Origin of the sequence: Nonomuraea sp. NPDC049709 (assembly GCF_040674815.1) — a bacterium.
Taxonomy (GTDB): domain Bacteria; phylum Actinomycetota; class Actinomycetes; order Streptosporangiales; family Streptosporangiaceae; genus Nonomuraea.
Window position 1 is genome coordinate 120,924 of the sequence record NZ_JBFANM010000021.1, and the last position, 20,432, is coordinate 141,355.

Consider the following 20,432-nt stretch of genomic DNA (forward strand, 5'->3'; position numbering starts at 1 on the left):
ATGACTGACCCGGCAGCACCCGCGGAGGAGGCCGCCACCGTGGCGGCGGCCGTCGCGGGCACCTCCACCACCTTGGAAGTGGCGGCCGCCAACCCGCTGCGCGACCCGCGCGACAAGCGGTTGCCCCGGGTGGCGGGACCATGCGTGATGGTGTTGTTCGGCGTGACGGGTGACCTGGCCAAGCGCAAGCTGCTGCCGGCGATTTACGACCTGGGGAACCGGGGGCTGTTGCCACCCGGGTTCTCGCTGGTCGGGTTCGCCCGGCGGGATTGGAAGGACCAGGATTTCGCCCAGCTGACGCACGACGCCGTCAAGGCTCATGCCCGGACGCCCTTCCGCGAGGAGGTCTGGAAGCAGATCCGCGAGGGCATCCACTTCGTGCCCGGCGAGTTCTCGGACGACGGGGCGTTCGACGCGCTGGCCATGGCCTTGGCTGAGATCGACGAGACCCGGGGCACCGGCGGAAACTACGCTTTCTACCTGTCGGTGCCGCCGAAGTTCTTCCCCGTGGTGGTGGAGCAGCTCAAGCGGACCGGGCTGGCCGACGCGCCCGAGGGGTCGTGGCGGCGGGTGGTCATCGAGAAGCCGTTCGGGCACGACCTGAAGTCGGCGCACGAGCTGAACGAGATCACCACCTCGGCCTTCCCCGAGAGCTCGATCTTCCGGATCGACCACTACCTGGGCAAGGAGACCGTCCAGAACATCATGGCCCTGAGGTTCGCCAACAACCTCTACGAGCCGATCTGGAACCGCAGCTTCGTCGACCACGTGCAGATCACCATGGCCGAGGACATCGGCATCGGGGGGCGCGCGGGCTACTACGACGGCATCGGCGCGGCCCGCGACGTGATCCAGAACCACCTGCTCCAGCTGCTCGCGCTGGTCGCGATGGAGGACCCGACGTCCTTCGACGCCTCCGCGCTGCGGCGGGAGAAGGAGAAGGTGCTCAAGGCCGTGCAGCTGCCGGCCAACCTGGGGCTCAACACGGCGCGCGGGCAATACTCGGCGGGCTGGCAGGGCGGCGAGAAGGTCGTCGGCTACCTGCAGGAGGACGGCATCTCCGCCGAGTCCACCACCGAGACGTACGCCGCCGTCAAGCTGGAGATCGCCAACCGGCGGTGGGCCGGGGTGCCGTTCTACCTGCGCGCCGGCAAGCGCCTGGGCCGCCGCGTCACCGAGGTGGCCGTGGTGTTCCAGCGGGCGCCGCACCTGCCCTTCAGCAAGGACGACACGGAGATCCTCGGCCAGAACGCCCTGGTGGTCCGGGTCCAGCCGGATGAGGGCATCACGGTGCGCTTCGGCTCGAAGGTGCCCGGGACGCAGATGGAGGTCCGCGACGTCTCCATGGACTTCGCCTACGGCGAGTCGTTCCTGGAGTCGTCGCCGGAGGCGTACGAGCGGCTGCTGCTCGACGTGATGATCGGCGACCCGCCGCTCTTCCCGCACCAGCGGGAGGTCGAGCTGTCGTGGAAGATCCTCGACCCGATCGAGGAGTTCTGGGCCACCCAGGGGCAGCCGGAGGGCTACGAGTCCGGTTCGTGGGGGCCGGAGTCCGCCGACGCGATGATGGCCCGCGACGGCCGCGTGTGGAGGAGGCTCTAGTGAGTGAGCGCAGCGAGCGAACAATTAGACGCGGCACGACAGTTGGCACGAGACCGACGAAGGAGGGCTCGTGACGACCTTTATGCTCACTGACACCACGGCCGGGAAGATCGCCGCCCAGTTCACGCACCTGCGCCACCAGATGGGGGCGCCGGCCATCGGCATGGTGCTCACGCTCGTCGTGATCAGCGAGGAGCGCCACCAGTACGACGCGCTGCGCGCCGCCACCGAGGCGGCCCGCGAGCACCCGTCGCGCATCATCGTGGTGATCAAGCGCGAGGAGGACGAGCCCATCAGGCTCGACGCCGAGCTGCGGATCGGCGAGAACACGCCCGGTGAGGTGGTCGTGCTGCGCCTGTACGGCGAGCTCACCGAGCACGCCGACTCCGTGGTCAGCCCGCTGCTCCTGCCCGACACGCCGGTCGTGGCGTGGTGGCCGGGCGCGGCTCCCGACGTGCCGTCCAAGGACGCGATCGGGGCGCTGGCGCAGCGCCGCATCACCGACGCCAAGGGCTTCGACGACGGCGGCGTCAAGACGCTGGTGATCCGGGCCAAGGGGTACGCCCGCGGCGACACCGACCTGGCCTGGGCCCGGCTGACGCCGTGGCGCAGCCTGCTGGCGGCCGCGTTCGACCAGCCGGTGGGCAAGGTGCGCAAGGGCGTCGTGGAGGCCGCGGCGGGTCACCCGAGCGCGCCGCTGCTGGCCGCCTGGCTGTCGGAGCGGCTCGGGGCGCCGATCAGGGTCGCCGACTCGCAGGGCCCCGGCCTGACCTCCGTCCGCCTGCAGCTGGGCGAGGGCGATCTGACGGTGACCAGGTCCGACGCCCGCCTGGCCACGCTCTCCCGCCCCGGCCAGCCCGACAGGAACGTGGCCCTGGCCCGGCGGCAGACCTCGGAGCTGCTGGCCGAGGAGCTGCGCAGGCTCGACACCGACGAGATCTACGAGGCCGCGGTCAAGCGGTTCGCCAGGACGTACAAGGGATGACAGTGAGCGTTCCCAGCATCGTCGTGCACCGCAACGCCGACGTCCTGGCCAAGGCCGTGGCGGCGCGGATCATCACCCGGCTGGTCGACGTGCAGTCGGCCAAGGGTTCGGCCTCGATCGTGCTGACGGGCGGCACGGTGGGCATCGCCACCCTGGCGGCCATCGCCGCCACGCCCGCCCGGGACGCCGTGGACTGGCGGCGCCTGGACGTCTGGTGGGGCGACGAGCGCTTCGTCCCCGCCGGCGACAAGGAACGCAACGAGACCGGCGCCCGTGAGGCCCTGCTGGACCACGTGGACGTGGACCCGGAGCGGGTGCACGTCATGCGCGGCCCCGACTCGGGCATGTCGGCCGAGGAGTCGGCCGACGCCTACGCCACCGAGCTGCGCAAGGCCGCCCGGCCGGAGGACCACGGGCCGGTGCCGAACTTCGACGTGATGCTGCTCGGCATGGGCCCCGACTCCCACGTGGCCTCGCTGTTCCCGGGGATGCCCGCGCTCTACGACACGCGCCCGGTGGTGGCGGTGCACGGCTCGCCCAAGCCGCCGCCCACGCGCATCTCGCTGACGCTGCCGGCCATCCACGCCTCGCGCGAGGTGTGGGTGGTGGCGGCCGGTGAGGAGAAGTCGGGCGCGGTCCGGCTGGCCCTGTCGGACTCGGGTCCCGTACAGGTGCCGGCGGCGGGGGCGCGGGGCCGGGGGCGGACGTTGTTCCTGCTGGACCGGGCGGCGGCGAGCAAGATCCCGCCGGGGCTGGGCCGGATCGCGTCCCCCTGAGATCTCCCACCGTGGCCTCCGGGTGCCTGCGCGGCCCCGGAGGCTACGAGGCGGCGACCAGCGCGTCGATCTCCGCCTCCAGCGCCCGCTTGCGCTCCTCGGCCAGGTAGGACGCCCGCACCCCGTTGCGCGCGAGCAGCGCCAGCTCCTCCTTCCCGAAGCCGAACACCCCGGCCGCCACCCGGTACTCCTCCGCCAGCGTCGTGGCGAACATCGGCGGGTCGTCGCTGTTCAGCGTGACGTACAGGCCCTCCTCCAGCATCCGGGGCAACGGGTGGTCCTCGATGCGGGCGATCTGGCCGGTGCACAGGTTGGAGGTCGGGCACACGTCCAGCGGGAGCTGGGTCTCGCGCAGGTGGGCCACCAGGCGAGGGTCGGACAGGCAGTTGATGCCGTGGCCGATGCGCTCGGCGCCGTAGCCCTCGATGACCTCCCAGATCGTCTCCGGGCCGGACATCTCCCCGCCGTGCGGGACGCTGTGCAGGCCCGCCGCCCGGGCGGCCGAGAACGCCGAACGGTAGGCGTCACGATATTTCGGCCGCTCCTGCTCGATCCCGCCGATGCCGAAACCTACCAGCGCGGCGGGAGGTTCCTGGAGGGCGTGCTCCAGGGTGATCTTCGCGGCCTCCTCGCCGTACTCGCCGGGGATGTCGAAGATGTAGGCCATCTCGACGCCGTGGTCGGCCAGCGAGCGGCCGGCGGCCAGGTCCAGGGCCTCGGTGACCTCGCGCATGGGCATGCCGACGATGTGGTGGGCGTACGGCGTGACCTGCAGCTCCACGTAGCGGGCCTCCTGCGGGGCGAGGTCGCGGGCCAGCCCGAGCACGAGGGTCGCCACATCCTCCGGCTCGCGGACCAGCGCGTTGACGGCCCGGTACACCCGGGCGAAGTGCGGGAAGTCGGTGAAGGTGTAGAAGCGGCGCAACTCCTCCTCCGTGGTGGGCACCTCGGTGCCGGGGTGGCGGCGCGACAGTTCCAGCACGGTGGATACCGAGGCCGAGCCCACCAGGTGCACGTGGAGCTCGACCTTGGGGAGGGCGTCGATGAAGGCGTCGATGGTCATGCGGATGACCTTAGGGGCGACATTTCCCGAAAAAACAGCCTTTAGGGGGAAATCTCACATCAGAATGTGAGGTTCGGCTGCTGGGCTAGGCTGGGCCGCGTGACCAACGCCGAAGCGTACGATCGCGGCTTCGCCCACCTCAGCTCCCACACCGTCGGTCCCCTCCTCGCCTCGGCCTGCCAGGTCCGCGCCCCCCGCCTGCTCGACGTGGGCTGCGGCACCGGCGTGGTGACGGCGGCGGCGCTCGCGGTGGGCGCCGAGGTCACCGCCGTGGACGCCGATCCCGGCATGCTGGAGCTGGCCTCCCGGCGCCACCCGTATGCGAGCGTCCGGCTGGCCGCGCTGCCCGACCTCCCGTTCGAGGACGGGCAGTTCGACGTGATAGCCGGAAATTTCGTCATCAATCATGTGCCCGACGCCGCCGCGGCGCTCAGGGAGCTGCACCGCGTGCTGCGCCCGGGCGGGGTGATCGCCCTGACCTGGTGGAAGTCCGACGAGATGACCGCCACGAACGTCTTCACCGAGGCCATCGCCGCCGCCCGCGTCCCCTACGACCCGCCGGCGCGCCCCTTCACCGCCCACGACACCCCGGGGCGCTTCACCGCCCTGCTGGCGGGGGCCGGCTTCGCCGGGGCGGCCGTGGAGACCGTCAGGTGGCGCCACCGGGTGGATCTCGCGACCTGGTGGACGGACATCGTGCAGGCGGGCGGGCCCCGGTTCGCGATGATCGCCGGCCAGCCGCCGGAGACGGTCGAGCGCATCAGGGGCCACTATCTCCGGCTCGCGGAGCCGTACGCGGGAGAGGGTTTTCCCGTCTGCGCCTACCTGGCCCGGGCGACTAGCCCGCCCAAGCCCTGATCACCGGCATGAGCACGCCGTCCACCGACTCCTCGACGAACGCCGCCTCGAACGGCGGCCCCGCGAAGATCATGCGGTGCCACACCAGCGCCTCGGCCAGCCCGAACAGCCGCCCGGGATCGACCGGCCCGGCCAGCTCGCCGCGCTTGACGGCGCGCTCCAGCAGCGCCCGCACGTCGCCGAGGTTCTTCGTCGGCATGTGGGCGCGCAGCGTGCGGGCCAGCTCCTGGTTGGACACCAGCGTCGAGGACAGCCCGATGACGAGCGTGTGCTTGCGCTCCACCGCCTCGCACAGGCCACGGAAGATCGAGGCCAGGTCGCCGCGCAGCGAGCCGGTGTCCTCGCCGGGCGGCGCGTCCGTGTCGAAGCGCCGGCAGATGACGTCGACCACCAGCTCGGGCTTGCCCGCCCAGCGCCGGTAGATGGTGGCCTTGCTGGCCCTGGCCCGCTTGGCGATCTGGTCGACCGTCATGCGGTCGTAGCCGACCTCGGACAGCAGCTGCATCGTGGCGTCGAGAATGGCCCTGTCACGCTCAGGGTCGAGTGGAGCCACGTGCACGTCCTTCAGAGATTGGCGAACTTCTCGAATCGTACGCCCGTCAGCTCGCTGGACACGTCCCACAGCCGCGCGGCGGTCGATTCGGACCGGGCCGCCTGCGACGGCTCCAGCACCTTGGCCTTCGGCCCGAAATACTCGCCGCCCCGCACGTCGGGCGAGGTGGCGGCGTAGAGCGAGGGCACGGCGCCGGCCTCGGCCGACTGCAGGAACACGCCCAGGAGCGGCTGGAACGGCCCCAGCTTGACGATCCGCGTGGCCGTCATGCCGGGGTGGGTCGCCATGCTCTTCAGGTCGATCCCCGCCTTCGTGGCCCGCCGCTGCAGCTCCAGCGTGAACAGCAGGTTGGCGAGCTTGGAGCGCCCGTAGGCGGACATGCGGCCGTAGCCGCGCTCCAGGTCCAGGTTGTCGAAGTCGATCCGGCCGACCGAGTGCGCGTCGCTGGACACGGTGACGACCCGGGCGCCGGGCCTGGCGGCCAGCAGCGGCAGCAGCAGGCCCGTGAGCGCGAAGTGCCCCAGGTGGTTGGTGCCGAACTGCAGCTCGAAGCCGTCCTTGGTCTCCCGTCTCGGGACCATGCTGATGCCGGCGTTGTTGACCAGCAGGTCCACCTTGTCCACGCCCTCGGCGAACCGCCTGACCGAGTCCAGGTCGGCCAGGTCGAGCCGCCCGTACTCCACCTGGGCGCCCGGCACCTCCCGCAGGATGCGCGCGACCGCCTCGCCGCCCTTCTCCGGGTCGCGCGCCGCCACGACGACGTGCGCGCCGTGCCGGGCCAGCTCCAGCGCGGTGGGCAGGCCGATGCCGCTGTTGGCGCCGGTCACGATGGCGGTCTTGCCGGTCTGGTCGGGCATGGAGGCGGGGGTCCAGGTCGTCATCGCAACTCCTAGGTGTACGAAACCGTTTCGTACACCTTACCGCTCCAAACGCTGCCGCGCGTGCCGTTCCTCGCGCCGCGTCACCTCCAGCCGCTGCCGGCTGTCCTCGAGCCTCTTGCGCGCCTTGGCCAGCTTCCCCTCCAGCCGCGCCACCTTCTCCGCGCGCTCGTCGTGCTCCTTCTCGGCCGCGTCCAGCGCCTGGCGCCACTCCCGGTGCGCCGCCTCGGCCTCCGCGCGTTCCTCGGCCTTCCTCGCCTCGGCCTCCGCGCGCTTCCTGGCCTCGGCGGCCTCGTCCTCCGGCGTCTTCCGCTTCCGCGCGGCCGGCCGCTCGCGCGGGATGGGGGCGGGCGCGAACCCGCTGTAGTGCAGGGGCTTGGCCAGGTGCCCGCGGCGCACCTCCGCGGCCGCGTCGGCGTCCACGAGGGCGGCGTCCAGGGTCTGGTCCACCTCGGTCCCCGCCGCGGGCGACAGGCCGGCCGCCTGCCTGGCGAGCCTGCCGACCTTCCCGGTCACCTCGGCCCGGCGCTGGGTCAGCGCGGCCAGCTCGTCGGCGTCCTGCTCCGCCCAGGCCGCGCGCAACCGCTCCCCCACCTCCAGCAGCTCGGCCAGCTCGTCGGGATGCTCGCGCGAGAGCCGGTTCACCGCCCAGGCGGACACCGTCGGCCTGCGAAGTTTCGCGATGTCACGCGAGAGCCCCGCCTCGCCCGCGTCCTTGGCCGCGCGGGCCTCCGCCGTACGCGCGGCGGTGAACTCGGACGGCGGCAACGCGTACAGCCGGTCCGCCACCTCGTCAAGATCCACACAGGACAAATACCCCACATCGCCGGCTTTGTAGCGCATAGTGGAGGCAGCCCCAGCCGAACGGAGGCCCCCGGTGTTCGAACGCTTCACCGACCGTGCGCGCAGGGTCGTCGTCCTCGCCCAGGAGGAGGCGCGGATGATGAACCACAACTACATCGGCACGGAACACATATTGCTCGGCCTCATCCACGAGGGCGAGGGACTGGCCTCGCTGGTGCTCGACAGTTGCGGCGTGGAGCTCGGCCACGTGCGCGCGTTCGTCGAGCGCGAGGTCGGCCGCGGCGGCAAGGCGCCCGGGGAGCACATCCCGTTCACGCCGCGGGCCAAGAAGGTCCTGGAGCTGTCGCTGCGCGAGGCGCTGCAGCTGCGCCACAACTACATCGGCACCGAGCACATCCTGCTCGGGCTGATCAGGGAGGGCGAGGGGCTGGCCGCCCAGGGGCTCGCGGACGCCGGGGCGGAGCTGGCGGACGTACGCCAGCGCGTGCTGGACCGCGTGGGCCGCGGCCCCAAGGAACGCCCCGCCGAGATGTTCTTCGCCGGCGGCTCCATGCTGGGCGAGCGGCTCACGCAGATCCAGGAGAGCCTGGAGCGCATCGAACGCCACCTGGGCATCCGGCGGGATCCGGATGCCGGCAAGACGGACGACGAGGCGGGCCTGGGCTGAGCCTGGGACCCTAGGCCGGGGCCATCGTGCCGACCGGCAGCCGCGCCTCCACGACGCCGGGATCCTCGGTGTAGCCGAGCGTGGCGCCCAGGGAGATCAGCAGCCTGCGCATCTTCGCGTTGTCGGACAGCATGGTGGCCCTGACCTCGGCGTAGCCGAGATCGCGGGCCGCCCGCACCAGCATCCGCGCCATCGCCGTGCCCAGACCGCGCCCCTGCCAGCGGTCCTCGACCAGGAATGCCATCTCCGCGATGCCGGGATCCGGGGTGAACATGAGGTTGGCCATCGCCACGACCTGCCCGTCGTGCCCGGCGACCAGCGAATATCCCCTGCTGCGGTCGCAGAGCCGGTCGAACATGCGGGGCGGCAGCGCGGGCATCGAGGTGAAGTAGCGGAACCTGCGCGACTCCGGCGAGCACCGGTCGTGCAGGTCGCGCACGGCCTCGCGGTAGATGGAGGTGAGCGGGCGCACGGTGACCTCGACCCCGTCGGCGAGCTTGACCCCGCGCTCGCCGCCGGCCTGCTCGGTGGCGGGCTGGGCGAGCCTGGCGAAGGAGGCCGCCCTGGCCGCCTCGGTCAGCGTGAACGGCAGCTCGGCGCGGCGCAGCCGGACCGCGCGCCTGGGCGCGACCGGCACGACGAGCTGGGTCGGGTCGGGAAGATCACTCACCGCTTCACCATAGATCCACCGGGCGTCGTCCGCGCGCAGCAGCTCGGCCAGCAGCTCGGGCAGCCGCCACGGCATCGAGCGCAGCCTGGAGGCCAGCAGCAGCGCCCTGGTGGGCTCGTCGGTCAGCTCGTGGGCGGTGGCGGGCACCACCTGGACCCGGCGGCCACCGGCCGCCTCCAGAGCCTCGCGCACAGTCTCGGGACTGGCCGGGATGTCGGCGACGAACTCGTCGACGGTGCCGTCGGCGTCGGACTGTACGCTCAGGCCGAGGATGTTGCCACCCCTGGCCGCCAGGGCCGCGGCCAGCGAGGCCAGCCGGCCGGGTCGCTCGTCCACCGTGGTGCGGATGCGCAAGAATCCCATGCACACGAGCATGCCGGGCGGCTGTTACACGGTCGCTAACGATGTGTTTCATTGCGTATTTCGTCGCGAGATGCGCCGACTTATCCCGATATAGGAGGATATGTCGCCATGAGCGTGCGTGCCCCTTTGTCGTCCGGGTTCGTGAACGGCGACGTCTCCTTCTGGTACCGGTCCTCCGGCGTGCCCTCCCCCGGCCACCGGCTCGGCGGCGACCTCCAGGCCGACGTGGCCATCGTCGGCGCCGGCTACACGGGTCTGTGGACCGCGTACTACCTCAAGCGGGCCCGCCCGTCCCTGAGCGTGGTGGTGCTGGAGCAGGAGTTCGCCGGGTTCGGCGCGTCCGGGCGCAACGGCGGCTGGCTGACCGGCGACCTGGCCGGCTCGCACGAGCGGTACGGCGAGGGGGCCCGGCGGCTGCAGCGCGAGATGTACGCCTCGATCGACGAGGTCATCGCGGTCTGCGAGAAGGAGTCCATCGACTGCGACCTGGTCAAGGGCGGCGTCCTGAACGTGGCCCGCACCCCCGCCCAGGCGGCCCGGCTGCGCGCGACGGTGGCCTCTGCCCGCTCCTGGGGCATCCTGGAGCCCGACCTGCGCCTGGTGAACCCCGCGGACCACGTACGCGTCTCCGGGGCCCTCACGGCCTCCTGGAGCCCCCACTGCGCGCGCATCCAGCCCGCCAAGCTGGCCCAGGGCCTGGCCAGGGCGGTACGCGACCTCGGCGTGCCCATCTACGAGCGCACCCCGGTCACCGAGATCGCCCCGCACCGGGCGGTCACCCCGTACGGCACGGTGTCGGCGGGCCATGTGATCCGCGCGACCGAGGGCTTCACGGCCCGCCTGCGCGGCCTGCGCCGCCAGTGGCTCCCGATGAACAGCTCCATGATCGTCACCGAGCCCCTCCCCGCCTCCTTCTGGGACGAGGTCGGCTGGCAGGGCGCCGAGTTGCTCGGCGACATGGCCCACTACTACATGTACGCCCAGCGCACCGCCGACGACCGCATCGCCTTCGGCGGGCGCGGCCGCCCGTACCTGTACGGCTCCAGGGTCGACGCGCGCGGCCACACCCACGAGTGGACCGTCGAGGCCCTGTGGCGGCTGCTGACCGACTTCTTCCCCGCCGCCCGCTCCTCCTCGATCGCGCACGCCTGGTCAGGCGTGCTGGGCGTGCCGCGCGACTGGTGCTCGACCGTCCACGTGGACCGTGCCACCGGCCTGGGCTGGGCGGGCGGCTACACCGGCCACGGCGTGACCACCACGAACCTGGCCGGCCGCACGCTGCGCGACCTGATCCTCGGCGAGGAGACGGAGCTGACCGCGCTGCCGTGGGTGGGCCGCCGGGTGCGCTCCTGGGAGCCGGAGCCGCTGCGCTGGGTGGGCGTGCACACGATGTACCGGCTCTACCGGATGGCCGACCACCGCGAGCGCACGATGCCGCGCACCTCGGTCCTGGCCCGCTTCGCCGACCTCATCACCGGTCACTGAGCAGGGGCGGGAAGATAAGAGCGATCGAGAAAGGGAGACCCCCATGAACATCCTCTTCCGAGGGGGCCGCGCCTTCACCCCGAAGGGCGTTCTGGCCGAGGCCGTGCTGGTGCGTGACGGCGTGATCGCCGCCGTGGGACCGGAGGGGGACCTGTCGCGGCAGGCCCACGAGACGGTCGACCTGGACGGCGGTCTGCTGGTGCCGGGTTTCACGGACGCGCACATCCATCCCGTGCAGGCGGGCCTGGAACGAGCAAAGTGCGATTTGTCAGAGGTTTTCGGGCTTGAGGCGTACGTAGAAAAGATCGCCGACTATGCGGCGAGCAATCCTGATAAAGAGTGGATTGATGGCGGCGGCTGGGACATGTCGGCATTTCCCGGCGGCCTTCCCCACCGTGACCAGATCGACTTCCTCGACCGCCCCGCCTACCTGATCCAGCGCGACCACCACGCCGCCTGGGTCAACGGCCGCGCGCTCGAACGGGCCGGCATCACCCGCGACACCCCCGACCCCGCCGACGGCCGCATCGAGCGCGACGCCACCGGCGAGCCGACCGGCGTCCTGCACGAGGGCGCGATGGACCTCGTCGGCCTGCTCACCCCCCGCCCGGCCGCCCAGGACCTGGAGGACGCGCTGGTGGAGGCGGAGCGGCACCTGTTCTCGCTGGGCATCACCGGCTGGCAGGACGCCATCGTGGGCTCCTACGCGGGCTCGGACGACCAGTTGCCCACCTACCTGGCGGCGGCCCGCTCAGGACGGCTCCGGGCGCGCGTGGTGGGGGCCCTGTGGTGGGACCGGACGCGGGGGCTGGACCAGGTGGAGGACCTGCTGGCGCGCCGGGCCGCCGCCGAGGGGCTCGACCGCTTCCGCGCCGGCTCGGTCAAGATCATGCAGGACGGCATCACGGAGAACTTCACGGCCGCGACGCTGGAGCCGTACTGCCTGTGCGGGGGCACGGGGCTGTCGTACGTGGATCCGGGCAAGCTCCGGGAATACGTCGCCGAGCTGGACCGGCACGGCTTCCAGGTGCACTTCCACGCCATCGGCGAGCGGGCCGTGCGCGAGGCCCTGGACAGCTTCGAGGGCACCGATCCGGCCAACCGGCACCACATCGCCCACCTGCAGATCATCGAGCCCTCCGACGTGCCGCGCTTCGCCGCGCTGGGCGTCACGGCCAACCTGCAGCCGCTGTGGGCCACGCACCACGCGCAGATGGACGAGCTGACGCTGCCGTACCTGGGCGAGCCGCGCTCGTCGTGGCAATATCCGTTCGCCGACCTGCTCGCGCACGGCACCCGGTTCTGCGCGGGCAGCGACTGGCCGGTCTCCAACGCCGACCCGCTGCAGGGCATGCACGTGGCGGTCAACCGCACCGAGCCGGGCAGCTCCGTGCACGCGGACTACCCGACGGCGCAGACCCCGTTCCTGCCCGGCCAGCGCATCGACCTGGCCACGGCCATGACCGCGTACACCGCCGGCTCGGCCTGGATCAACCGCTCCCCGGCCGGCGTCATCGAGCCGGGCCGCCCGGCCGACCTGGTGGTGCTGGACCGCGACCCGTTCGAGCTCCCGCCGGACGAGATCTGGACGACGCGGGTGCGGATGACGTTCGTGGACGGCGTGGCCGTCCACGAGAGCCGCTAGCGGCACGCCGAAGGGGCCCGGGAAGCAGCTTCCCGGGCCCCTTCGTCATGACCACTACCAGGGGGACTTGTTGTTGCGCAGGCGCTCCAGTGCCTCCTCGAGGATCGCCTTGCCGTCCTTGTCGCTCCGGCGCTCCTTCACATAGGCCAGGTGCGTCTTGTACGGCTCATTCTTGGGCGGGGCAGGCGGGGCCTCCTCGTCCTGTCCGGCTGGGAGGCCACAACGTGGGCAGTCCCACAGCTCGGGGACCGCCGCGTCGCTGGCGAAACTGGGGCGCGTCTCGTGCATGTTGGCGCACCAGAACGAGACCCGCACTCTCGGAGCCGCCTCGCCGCGCTCGGCCTCCCCCATCGGGCCGGCGCCGACTCGGCTGCCACGGATCGCGTTGCCACTACCCACGGATGAACTCCTCGCTCGATCGCCCCGCGTACAGACACGGGGGGAGAATCACTGTCACGCGTTAACTTCTGTTGCTCACGGCCTCATGAGCAGGCCGAGAGCGATGATGCAGACGAACCAGACGGTGCCCGTGATGACGGTCAGCCGGTCGAGGTTGCGCTCCACCACCGAGGAACCACCGAAGTTCGACGAGAAACCGCCGCCGAACATGTCAGACAGGCCGCCACCCTTGCCCTTGTGGAGCAGGACGAGCAGGATCATGAGGCCGCTCGCCAGGATGAGGGCGATGGAGATTCCGATTTCCACGGTATGCCTGTTCCTTCAGTGCTCTGTTACGCGTGACGATTCAAACTTGCCTCTTGAGGGTACGACCTGATGTCAAGTCGCACCCCCAGAACGACTCAGTTAGCCTGGCATATCGGAGAATCGGCAGATCTTCGCGAACTCCCCGGCGTCGATGCTGGCACCGCCCACGAGCGCGCCGTCGACATCGGGCTTAGCCATGATCCCTGCGATATTGCCTGACTTGACCGAGCCTCCGTAAAGGATACGGATTCCCGAGGCCACTTCGGCGTCGTAGAGCTCAGCGAGTCTGACTCGCAACACTCCGCAGACTTCCTGGGCATCCTCGGGGGTGGCCACCTCGCCGGTGCCGATCGCCCACACCGGTTCGTAGGCCACCACTATCGATTTTGCCTGCTCGGCGGTGATTTTGCGCAGCGCCCCGTCGAGTTGGCCGAGACAGTGCGCGATGTGACCGTTCTCTTGACGCACCAGCAGGCCCTCTCCCACGCACAGGATGGGGGTCAGCGAGTGCCGGTAGGCGGTCTGCACCTTGGCGTTGATCAGGTCGTCGTCCTCGCCGTGGTATTGGCGGCGCTCCGAGTGGCCGATCGTCACGTAGGTGCAGCCGAGCTTGGCCAGCATGGCGCCCGACACCTCACCGGTGTAGGCGCCGCCGTCGTGCTGGGACAGGTCCTGGGCGCCGTACACGATCCTGAGCTTGTCGCCGTCGACCAGGGTCTGGACGCTGCGCAGGTCGGTGAACGGCGGCAGGACGGCCACCTCGACCTTGTCGAAGTCCTTGTCGTTGAGTGCGAAGGCCAGCTTCTGGACCAGCGCGATGGCCTCGAAGTGGTTGAGGTTCATCTTCCAGTTGCCGGCGATGAGCGGCTTCCGCTGCAACTCAGTCCTCCAGGGCCGCGAGTCCGGGAAGGGTCTTGCCCTCGAGGTATTCGAGGCTGGCCCCACCACCGGTGGAAATGTGAGAGAAACCGTCCTCCGGCAGGCCCAGCTTACGCACGGCCGCCGCCGAGTCGCCGCCGCCGACCACGGTGTAGGCGTCGGAGGAGATCAGCGCCTCGGCCACCGCCCTGGTGCCGCCGGAGAACGCGTCGAACTCGAACACGCCCATCGGCCCGTTCCAGAAGACGGTCTTGGCGTCGGCCAGCTTGGCGGCGAACAGCTCGCGGGTCGCGGGCCCGATGTCGAGCCCCTCGCGGTCGGCCGGGATGGCCGTGGCCTCGACCACGTCGTGCTTCGCGTCGGCGGCGAACGTGACCGCCGCCAGCACGTCGACGGGCAGCACGAGCTCCACCCCGCGCTCGGCGGCCTGCTCGAGGAAGCCGCGCACCTGGTCGAGCTGGTCTTCCTGGAGCAGCGACCTGCCCACCTCGTGGCCCTGGGCCTTGAGGAAGGTGTAGGCCATGCCGCCGCCGATCAGCAGCCGGTCGACCTTGGTCAGCAGGTTGGCGATGACGCCGAGCTTGTCGGAGACCTTGGCGCCGCCCAGCACCACCACGTAGGGGCGCTCGGTGTCCTCGGTCAGCTTCTTCAGCACCTCGACCTCTGCCTCGACCAGCCCGCCCGCCGCGTGCGGCAGCAGCTCGGGCACGTCGTAGACGCTGGCGTGCTTGCGGTGCACCGCGCCGAAGCCGTCGCCCACGTACAGCTCGGCCAGCCCGGCCAGCCGCTGCGCGAACGCGCCGCGCTCGGCGTCGTCCTTGGACTCCTCGCCCGGCTCGTAACGCAGGTTCTCCAGCAGGGCCACCTGGCCCTCCTGGAGCGATTCAACCGTGCTCGTCGCGCTGTCGCCGACCACGTCGGTGGCGAAGGCCACGTCCTGGCCGAGCAGCTCGCCAAGGCGCGCCGCCACGGGCCTGAGCGAGTATTTCGGGTTGACCTGGCCCTTCGGCCTGCCCAGGTGGGCGCAGACGACGACCTTCGCGCCCCTGCCGACCAGGGTCTTGATCGTCGGAACCGACGCCCGGATGCGGCCGTCGTCGGTGATCGTCTCCCCGTCGAGGGGGACGTTGAGGTCGGCGCGCACGAGCACGCGCCGCCCCTTCACGTCGAGATCGTCGAGCGTGCGCATGCTCATGCTCCTTGTTCCGCTCCTGCCGCGTCGCGTCAGAGACCGCGGCCGACCAGCTCGATCAGGTCGGCGAGGCGGTTGGAGTAGCCCCACTCGTTGTCGTACCAGCCGACGACCTTGACCTGGTTGCCGATGACCTTGGTGAGGCCGGCGTCGAAGATGCACGAGGCCGGGTCGGTCACGATGTCGGAGGAGACGATCTCGTCCTCGGTGTAGCTGATGATGCCCTTGAGCGGGCCCTCGGCGGCGGCCTTGACCGCGGCGTTGACCTCCTCGACGGTGACGTCGCGGCTGACGTCGACGGTGAGGTCGGTGGCCGAGCCGGTGGGGATCGGCACGCGCATGGCGAAGCCGTCGAGCTTGCCCTTGAGCTCGGGCAGCACCAGGCCGATGGCCTTGGCGGCGCCGGTGGAGGTGGGCACCACGTTGAGGGCGGCGGCGCGGGCGCGGCGCAGGTCCTTGTGCGGGCCGTCCTGCAGGTTCTGGTCCTGCGTGTAGGCGTGGATGGTGGTCATCAGACCCTTCTCGATGGTGAAGGTGTCGTGCAGGACCTTGGCCATCGGTGCCAGGCAGTTGGTGGTGCAGGAGGCGTTGGAGATGATCGTGTGCTTGGCCGGGTCGTAGTCGCCGTCGTTGACGCCCATGACGACGGTGACGTCCTCGTTCTTCGCCGGGGCGGAGATGATGACCTTCTTCGCGCCGTTGTCGGCGTGCACCTTCGCCTTGGTGGCGTCGGTGAACAGGCCCGTCGACTCGAGGACCACGTCAACACCGAGGTCGCCCCAGGGCAGCTTGCCCGGGTCGCGCTCAGCGAAGACCTTGATCGCCTTGCCGTCGACGGTGATCTCATCGCTCGTGGCCTTCACCTCGTACGGCAGGCGGCCCAGAATGCTGTCGTACTTCAGCAGATGGGCAAGCGTCGCGTTGTCGGTCAGGTCGTTGACCGCGACGATCTCGATGTCCTTGCCGCTGGCGGCGACAGCGCGCCAGAAGTTGCGACCGATGCGGCCGAAGCCGTTGACGCCTACGCGGATGCTCACGGGAACCGATCTCCTCGAACAGATGGCGGGCTGAAACCTCAACCACGAACCTTATCGGACCCAAATTGGTTTAGACCACTGCAGGTACCAGCATGTGAATCACGGTTCTGGCGACACGTTTTGCGAGGTTCGAGTAAAGTGCCCGACTCGTCGGAGTAAATTCGTGCATTCTCTGGGGGCTGAGATGTCACATAAGCGGTCCGGCCTACTATCCGGGCTAGTCGTAGGCCTGCTCGCGGCGCTCGTGTGCGCGGCGGGTCTGGGGGCGGCCGTCCTGTTCCAGCGCAGCATGCCGGACGCCGTGATGGAGTTCGGGGGCGGGCTGCCCATCTCGCTGGCCCTGTCGCTGCTGATCGCCGTATTGGTCGCCCTCGCGATCGGCGCCGTACGCCCGCGCAGCCTCGCCCTGCTCCCTGTCGCGGCGCTGTACGCGGGCGGCGCCGTGCTGACCGGGCAGGTCACGGGCTCGTCCGTGCTGATCGGCACCGCCCTGCGCTCACCCGGCGGGCGGGCGCCCAGGGGCGTGGACGACATCAACCTGCCCAACTTCAACGCGGGCCTGCAGGACGCGCTGTCCCTCTACCGGGCGCCGCTGGCGGAGTCGTGGGCGGCCTGGCTGTGCATCGCCGTGGCGGCCGTGGCCGCCTTCGCCCTGGTCAACCTCCGGGTCGTACGCGTACGTCGCGCCCAGAGCGCCCAGGCGGCCGCCACGGAGGTGGAGGAGACGCAGGAGCCGGAGTACCGGGCCCCGTTCGAGCCCGCCCAGCAACCCTCCCCGAAGCCCGCCGCCGACCTGTTCACCCCCCGCAAGTCCACCGGCGACTGACCAGCGGCAAGCCCCTTCTCATCCGAAGGACCCACCCCGCCCAGGCGCCTACGGCACGGCGGGCACCACCCCAGCCCGCCCACCCGCCACGCGCCATCCGCCCGCGCCATCCGTAAGCCCGCGCCATCCGTAAGCCCGCGCCATCCGTAAGCCCGCGCCATCCGTAAGCCCGCGCCATCCGTAAGCCCGCGCCATCCGGCACGTGCCGCCGGACGGCCCAGGACGCGCCGCACCCCATCACGGGGCGAGCATGTCCACTGTGAGATTGGCCTCAGTGTTGGGGATGCCCAGATCGGACGCCCGCTTGTCCGCCATCGCCAGCAACCGCCGGATCCGCCCCGCGATCGCGTCCTTGGTCAGCGGCGGATCGGCGATCTGCCCCAGCTCCTCCAGCGAAGCCTGCTTGTGCTCCACCCGCAGCCGCCCGGCGACGACCAGATGCTCGGGCGCCTCCTCGCCGAGGATCTCCAGCGCCCGCTGCACCCGCGCCCCCGCCGCCACCGCGGCCCGCGCGGACCGCCGCAGGTTGGCGTCGTCGAAGTTGGCCAGCCGGTTCGCGGTGGCCCGGACCTCGCGGCGCATCCGCCGCTCCTCCCAGGCCAGCACGCTGTCGTGCGCCCCGAGACGGGTGAGCAGCGCGCTGATGGCGTCGCCGTCGCGCACCACGACCCGGTCCACGCCGCGCACCTCGCGCGCCTTGGCGTGGATCTTCAGCCGCCGCGCCGAGCCCACGAGCGCCAGCGCGGCCTCGGGCCCCGGGCAGGTGACCTCCAGCGACATGGACCGTCCGGGCTCGGTCAGCGAGCCGTGCGCCAGGAAGGCGCCGCGCCAGGCGGCCTCCGCGTCGCAGGCGGCCCCCGCCACCACCTGGCGGGGCAGGCCGCGCACCGGGCGGCCGTGGTTGTCGATGAGACCCGTCTGGCGGGCCAGCGCCTCACCGTCGCGGTAGACGCGCACCACGTACCGCGAGCCCTTGCGCAGCCCGGCGGGCGCGAGCACGAGCACCTCCGCCTTGTGCCCGAACACCTCGCCGATGTCCTTGATCAGCCGCCGTGCGGTCGCGTTGGTGTCGAGTTCGGCCTCGATCACGATCCGCCCGCCCACCAGGTGCAGGCCGCTGGCGAACCGCAGCAGCGTCGAAACCTCCGCCTTTCGGCAGCACGGCTTGAGCACCGGCAGGCGGCTCAGTTCGTCTTTCACCACACCTGTCATCGCCATGCGTTAGTCCTCTCCCCCATTCAGACCGGCTCCCTTGAGTCTCTCGCACCTTCGCGCCACGCCGACCAGGATCAACGCTTCGAGAGGAAAATCTCGTCCAGGACGGAGGCAAGACGTCGTGGGTCATGCCTCGGGGAGCCGTCGGCGGCGGCCACGTCGGCCATGACGAGGCGCGCGCCGAGCGCGGCTGCGGCCTTCTCCAGGGCGTCGGGGTCGTCCACGATCCCGGTGTCGGCGAGCACCACGTCGATCGACAGGTCGGGGGCGTGCTGCCGGAGCACCTCCAGATGTTGCTGGGGGGAGAAGTCGTCGGTCTCGCCCGCCTGGGGGGCCAGGTTGAGCGTGACGAGCCGTTTGGCCCTGGTGCTGTGCAGCGCCCTGGCCAGCTCGGGCACCTTGAGATGCGGCAGCACGCTGGTGAACCACGACCCGGGCCCGAACACCACCCAGTCGGCCTCCAGCACCGCCGTGACCGCCTCCGGCCGCGCCGGCGGGTCCTCGGGCACGAGGGAGATCGCCTGCACCCGGCCGGGGGTCAGCGCGCACGCCACCTGCCCGCGTACGGTCGAGATGACGCCGTCGAGCTCCACCTCGGCCACGATGTCGAGCGGCACGGAGGCCATCGGCAGCACGCGGCCGTGCGCGCCCAGCAGCCGCCCGACCCAGTCGAGCCCGGCCACGGGGTCGCCGAGCAGCTCCCACAGCGCCACGATCAGCAGGTTGCCGACGGCGTGCCCGTGCAGCTCGCCCTCGCTGCGGAAGCGGTGCTGCACCACCTCGCTCCAGGTGCTGCCCCACTCGTCGTCGCCGCACAGCGCGGCCAGCGCCATGCGCAGGTCGCCGGGCGGCAGCACGCCGAGCTCGCGGCGCAGTCGCCCGCTGGACCCGCCGTCGTCGGCGACGGTCACCACGGCGGTCAACCGGTCGGTGACCATCCGTAATGCGGACAGGGACGAGTAAAGCCCGTGTCCTCCGCCCAGCGCCACGACCGGCGGCCCGAGCCGGACATAGCCCGGCCCATCATCCGAAGGACCCTCTACCGCATGCGGCAAAGCAGCTTCGCGGTCTTCATCGGTCACTCCCGCCCCACATCCCGGTGGCTCACCTGGACCTCCATCCCGCGGTCGCGCAGGCGGGCGGCGACCTGTTCGGCCATGGCCACGCTGCGATGCTTGCCACCCGTGCAACCCACCGCAAGCGTCGCATAGCTCTTGCCCTCGCGCGCGTAGCCGGCGGCGACCACCTGCAGGACCTCCTCGTACGCGTCGAGGAACTCCTTGGCCCCCGGCTGCCCGAGGACGTAGTCGCTGACGGGCGCGTCGAGACCGTTCATCGGCCGCAACTCGGGCACCCAGTGCGGGTTGGGCAGGAACCGGCAGTCGACCACGAGGTCGGCGTCGACCGGCAGCCCGTACTTGAACCCGAACGACACGACGTTGAGCCGCAGCCCGGGCCGGTCCTCCCCGCCGAAGTAGGCGACGATCTTGTTGCGCAGCTCGTGCACGTTGTGCGAGGAGGTGTCGATCACCAGGTCGGCGTTCGCGCGCACCTCCCGCAGGATCCCCCGCTCACGCGTGATCCCGTCGACCAGCCGCCCCTCGCCCTGGAGGGGGTGGGGCCTGCGGACGTTCTCGAACCTGCGCACCAGCTCCTCGTCGCTGGCCTCCAGGAACACCACCCGCACGCGTACGCCGCGCCCTTCGAGCTCCTCGATGGCCGCGTTGAGGTCGGTGGTGAAGGCCAGGCTGCGCACGTCGACGACCGCCGCCACCTTGTCGGCGGCCAGCTTGACCTTGCCCGCCTCCTCTGCCATCGCGAACAGCAGCCCGGGCGGCAGGTTGTCGATGACGAACCAGCCCAGGTCCTCCAGCGCCTTGGCGGCGGTGCTGCGCCCGGCCCCGGACATGCCGGTGACGATGACGAACGCCGGCTCGGTGCTCATCGCGTCATCCCGCCCGGCGCTCGCGCCGTCACGCGCGGAACTCCCGGCGCCGTCACGCGCGGAACTCCCGGCGCCGTCACGCGCGGAACTCCCGGCGCCGTCACGTGCGGGACTCGCGGCGCCGTCACGTGCGGGACTCGCGGCGCCGTCACGTGCGGGACTCGCGGCATCATCACGTGCGGGGCTCTCGTCGCCGTGTGCGGCGTTCGCGCCTCCACGTGCGGCGGCGTTCATGGCCTGCCTCCGTCCGGCCGCTCCCAGGTGGCCCGGCCGCCGTGGCGGGC

Annotated in this window: 20 protein-coding genes and 1 pseudogene; 8 read left to right on the top strand and 13 right to left on the bottom strand. The window is 71.2% G+C overall.

Annotation, left to right across the window (positions count from 1 at the left end):
- From zwf to pgl, 3 genes are all read left to right on the top strand, one after another.
- Positions 1 to 1,602, top strand: a complete 1,602-nt coding sequence (zwf, locus tag AB0J69_RS22610; protein ID WP_364120309.1) for a glucose-6-phosphate dehydrogenase — start codon at positions 1 to 3, stop codon at positions 1,600 to 1,602.
- A gap of 70 nt (positions 1,603 to 1,672) precedes the next feature.
- The gene (locus tag AB0J69_RS22615) at positions 1,673 to 2,587 is read left to right on the top strand and encodes a glucose-6-phosphate dehydrogenase assembly protein OpcA (RefSeq protein ID WP_364120312.1); all 915 of its coding nucleotides are present in this window, start codon (positions 1,673 to 1,675) and stop codon (positions 2,585 to 2,587) included.
- A 2-nt stretch (positions 2,588 to 2,589) separates the two neighbouring features.
- The gene (pgl, locus tag AB0J69_RS22620; protein WP_364120315.1) at positions 2,590 to 3,363 is read left to right on the top strand and encodes a 6-phosphogluconolactonase; all 774 of its coding nucleotides are present in this window, start codon (positions 2,590 to 2,592) and stop codon (positions 3,361 to 3,363) included.
- A gap of 43 nt (positions 3,364 to 3,406) precedes the next feature.
- Here the strand turns inward: pgl and add are convergent, their stop codons facing one another.
- Positions 3,407 to 4,426, bottom strand: a complete 1,020-nt coding sequence (add, locus tag AB0J69_RS22625; protein WP_364120318.1) for an adenosine deaminase — start codon at positions 4,424 to 4,426, stop codon at positions 3,407 to 3,409.
- Between the two features lie 99 nt (positions 4,427 to 4,525).
- On the opposite strand from add, the gene AB0J69_RS22630 reads away from it, so the two are divergent.
- Positions 4,526 to 5,284, top strand: coding sequence for a class I SAM-dependent methyltransferase (locus AB0J69_RS22630; RefSeq protein ID WP_364120321.1), 759 nt, complete (start codon positions 4,526 to 4,528; stop codon positions 5,282 to 5,284).
- Here AB0J69_RS22630 and AB0J69_RS22635 read toward each other — a convergent pair.
- The 3 genes from AB0J69_RS22635 to AB0J69_RS22645 are packed head-to-tail and all read right to left on the bottom strand — an operon-like array spanning position 5,265 to position 7,519.
- A complete protein-coding gene (locus tag AB0J69_RS22635; protein ID WP_364120324.1) occupies positions 5,265 to 5,837 on the bottom strand; it encodes a TetR/AcrR family transcriptional regulator in 573 nt (190 codons plus the stop codon). The genes AB0J69_RS22630 and AB0J69_RS22635 overlap by 20 nt on opposite strands.
- 11 nt (positions 5,838 to 5,848) lie before the next feature.
- On the bottom strand, positions 5,849 to 6,718 hold the full coding sequence (locus tag AB0J69_RS22640; protein WP_364120326.1) for an oxidoreductase: 870 nt from the start codon (positions 6,716 to 6,718) through the stop codon (positions 5,849 to 5,851).
- Positions 6,719 to 6,754: 36 nt separating this feature from the next.
- Positions 6,755 to 7,519 carry a hypothetical protein gene (locus AB0J69_RS22645; RefSeq protein ID WP_364120329.1) on the bottom strand — a complete coding sequence of 255 codons (765 nt, stop codon included), beginning with the start codon at positions 7,517 to 7,519 and terminating at the stop codon, positions 6,755 to 6,757.
- A 73-nt stretch (positions 7,520 to 7,592) separates the two neighbouring features.
- Between AB0J69_RS22645 and AB0J69_RS22650 the strand changes: the two are divergent.
- A pseudogene (locus AB0J69_RS22650) lies at positions 7,593 to 8,009 on the top strand (Clp protease N-terminal domain-containing protein); the annotation flags it as partial.
- A 187-nt stretch (positions 8,010 to 8,196) separates the two neighbouring features.
- Here AB0J69_RS22650 and AB0J69_RS22655 read toward each other — a convergent pair.
- A complete protein-coding gene (locus tag AB0J69_RS22655; protein WP_364120332.1) occupies positions 8,197 to 9,219 on the bottom strand; it encodes a GNAT family N-acetyltransferase in 1,023 nt (340 codons plus the stop codon).
- A 108-nt stretch (positions 9,220 to 9,327) separates the two neighbouring features.
- Here AB0J69_RS22655 and AB0J69_RS22660 point away from each other — a divergent pair, with 108 nt between their 5' ends.
- Both AB0J69_RS22660 and AB0J69_RS22665 read left to right on the top strand, forming a co-directional pair.
- On the top strand, positions 9,328 to 10,704 hold the full coding sequence (locus tag AB0J69_RS22660) for an FAD-dependent oxidoreductase (RefSeq protein WP_364120335.1): 1,377 nt from the start codon (positions 9,328 to 9,330) through the stop codon (positions 10,702 to 10,704).
- 43 nt (positions 10,705 to 10,747) lie between these two features.
- Positions 10,748 to 12,349, top strand: coding sequence for an amidohydrolase (locus AB0J69_RS22665; RefSeq protein WP_364120338.1), 1,602 nt, complete (start codon positions 10,748 to 10,750; stop codon positions 12,347 to 12,349).
- Positions 12,350 to 12,403: 54 nt separating this feature from the next.
- Here AB0J69_RS22665 and AB0J69_RS22670 read toward each other — a convergent pair whose 3' ends face one another.
- The 5 genes from AB0J69_RS22670 to gap all read right to left on the bottom strand — a co-directional run bounded on the left by AB0J69_RS22670 (position 12,404) and on the right by gap (position 16,162).
- Positions 12,404 to 12,748, bottom strand: a complete 345-nt coding sequence (locus AB0J69_RS22670; protein ID WP_090942943.1) for an RNA polymerase-binding protein RbpA — start codon at positions 12,746 to 12,748, stop codon at positions 12,404 to 12,406.
- A 75-nt stretch (positions 12,749 to 12,823) separates the two neighbouring features.
- Positions 12,824 to 13,054: a preprotein translocase subunit SecG gene (gene secG / locus AB0J69_RS22675; protein ID WP_090942947.1), complete on the bottom strand. Its 231-nt coding sequence runs from the start codon at positions 13,052 to 13,054 to the stop codon at positions 12,824 to 12,826.
- Between the two features lie 99 nt (positions 13,055 to 13,153).
- Entirely contained in the window at positions 13,154 to 13,933 is a 780-nt protein-coding gene (gene tpiA, locus AB0J69_RS22680; protein ID WP_364120341.1) for a triose-phosphate isomerase, read from the bottom strand.
- 1 nt (position 13,934) lies between these two features.
- A complete protein-coding gene (locus AB0J69_RS22685; RefSeq protein ID WP_364120344.1) occupies positions 13,935 to 15,122 on the bottom strand; it encodes a phosphoglycerate kinase in 1,188 nt (395 codons plus the stop codon).
- A gap of 35 nt (positions 15,123 to 15,157) precedes the next feature.
- Positions 15,158 to 16,162 carry a type I glyceraldehyde-3-phosphate dehydrogenase gene (gene gap / locus AB0J69_RS22690; RefSeq protein ID WP_364120347.1) on the bottom strand — a complete coding sequence of 335 codons (1,005 nt, stop codon included), beginning with the start codon at positions 16,160 to 16,162 and terminating at the stop codon, positions 15,158 to 15,160.
- 244 nt (positions 16,163 to 16,406) lie between these two features.
- On the opposite strand from gap, the gene AB0J69_RS22695 reads away from it, so the two are divergent.
- Positions 16,407 to 16,988, top strand: coding sequence for a hypothetical protein (locus AB0J69_RS22695; RefSeq protein ID WP_364120350.1), 582 nt, complete (start codon positions 16,407 to 16,409; stop codon positions 16,986 to 16,988).
- 237 nt (positions 16,989 to 17,225) lie between these two features.
- On the opposite strand, the gene whiA is transcribed toward AB0J69_RS22695, so the two are convergent.
- From whiA to rapZ, 3 genes are all read right to left on the bottom strand, one after another.
- Positions 17,226 to 18,206 carry a DNA-binding protein WhiA gene (gene whiA / locus AB0J69_RS22700; RefSeq protein WP_185103354.1) on the bottom strand — a complete coding sequence of 327 codons (981 nt, stop codon included), beginning with the start codon at positions 18,204 to 18,206 and terminating at the stop codon, positions 17,226 to 17,228.
- 71 nt (positions 18,207 to 18,277) lie between these two features.
- Positions 18,278 to 19,192, bottom strand: a complete 915-nt coding sequence (gene yvcK / locus AB0J69_RS22705) for a uridine diphosphate-N-acetylglucosamine-binding protein YvcK (protein ID WP_364120443.1) — start codon at positions 19,190 to 19,192, stop codon at positions 18,278 to 18,280.
- A gap of 89 nt (positions 19,193 to 19,281) precedes the next feature.
- A complete protein-coding gene (rapZ, locus tag AB0J69_RS22710; protein WP_364120353.1) occupies positions 19,282 to 20,148 on the bottom strand; it encodes an RNase adapter RapZ in 867 nt (288 codons plus the stop codon).
- Positions 20,149 to 20,432 lie beyond the last annotated feature (284 nt).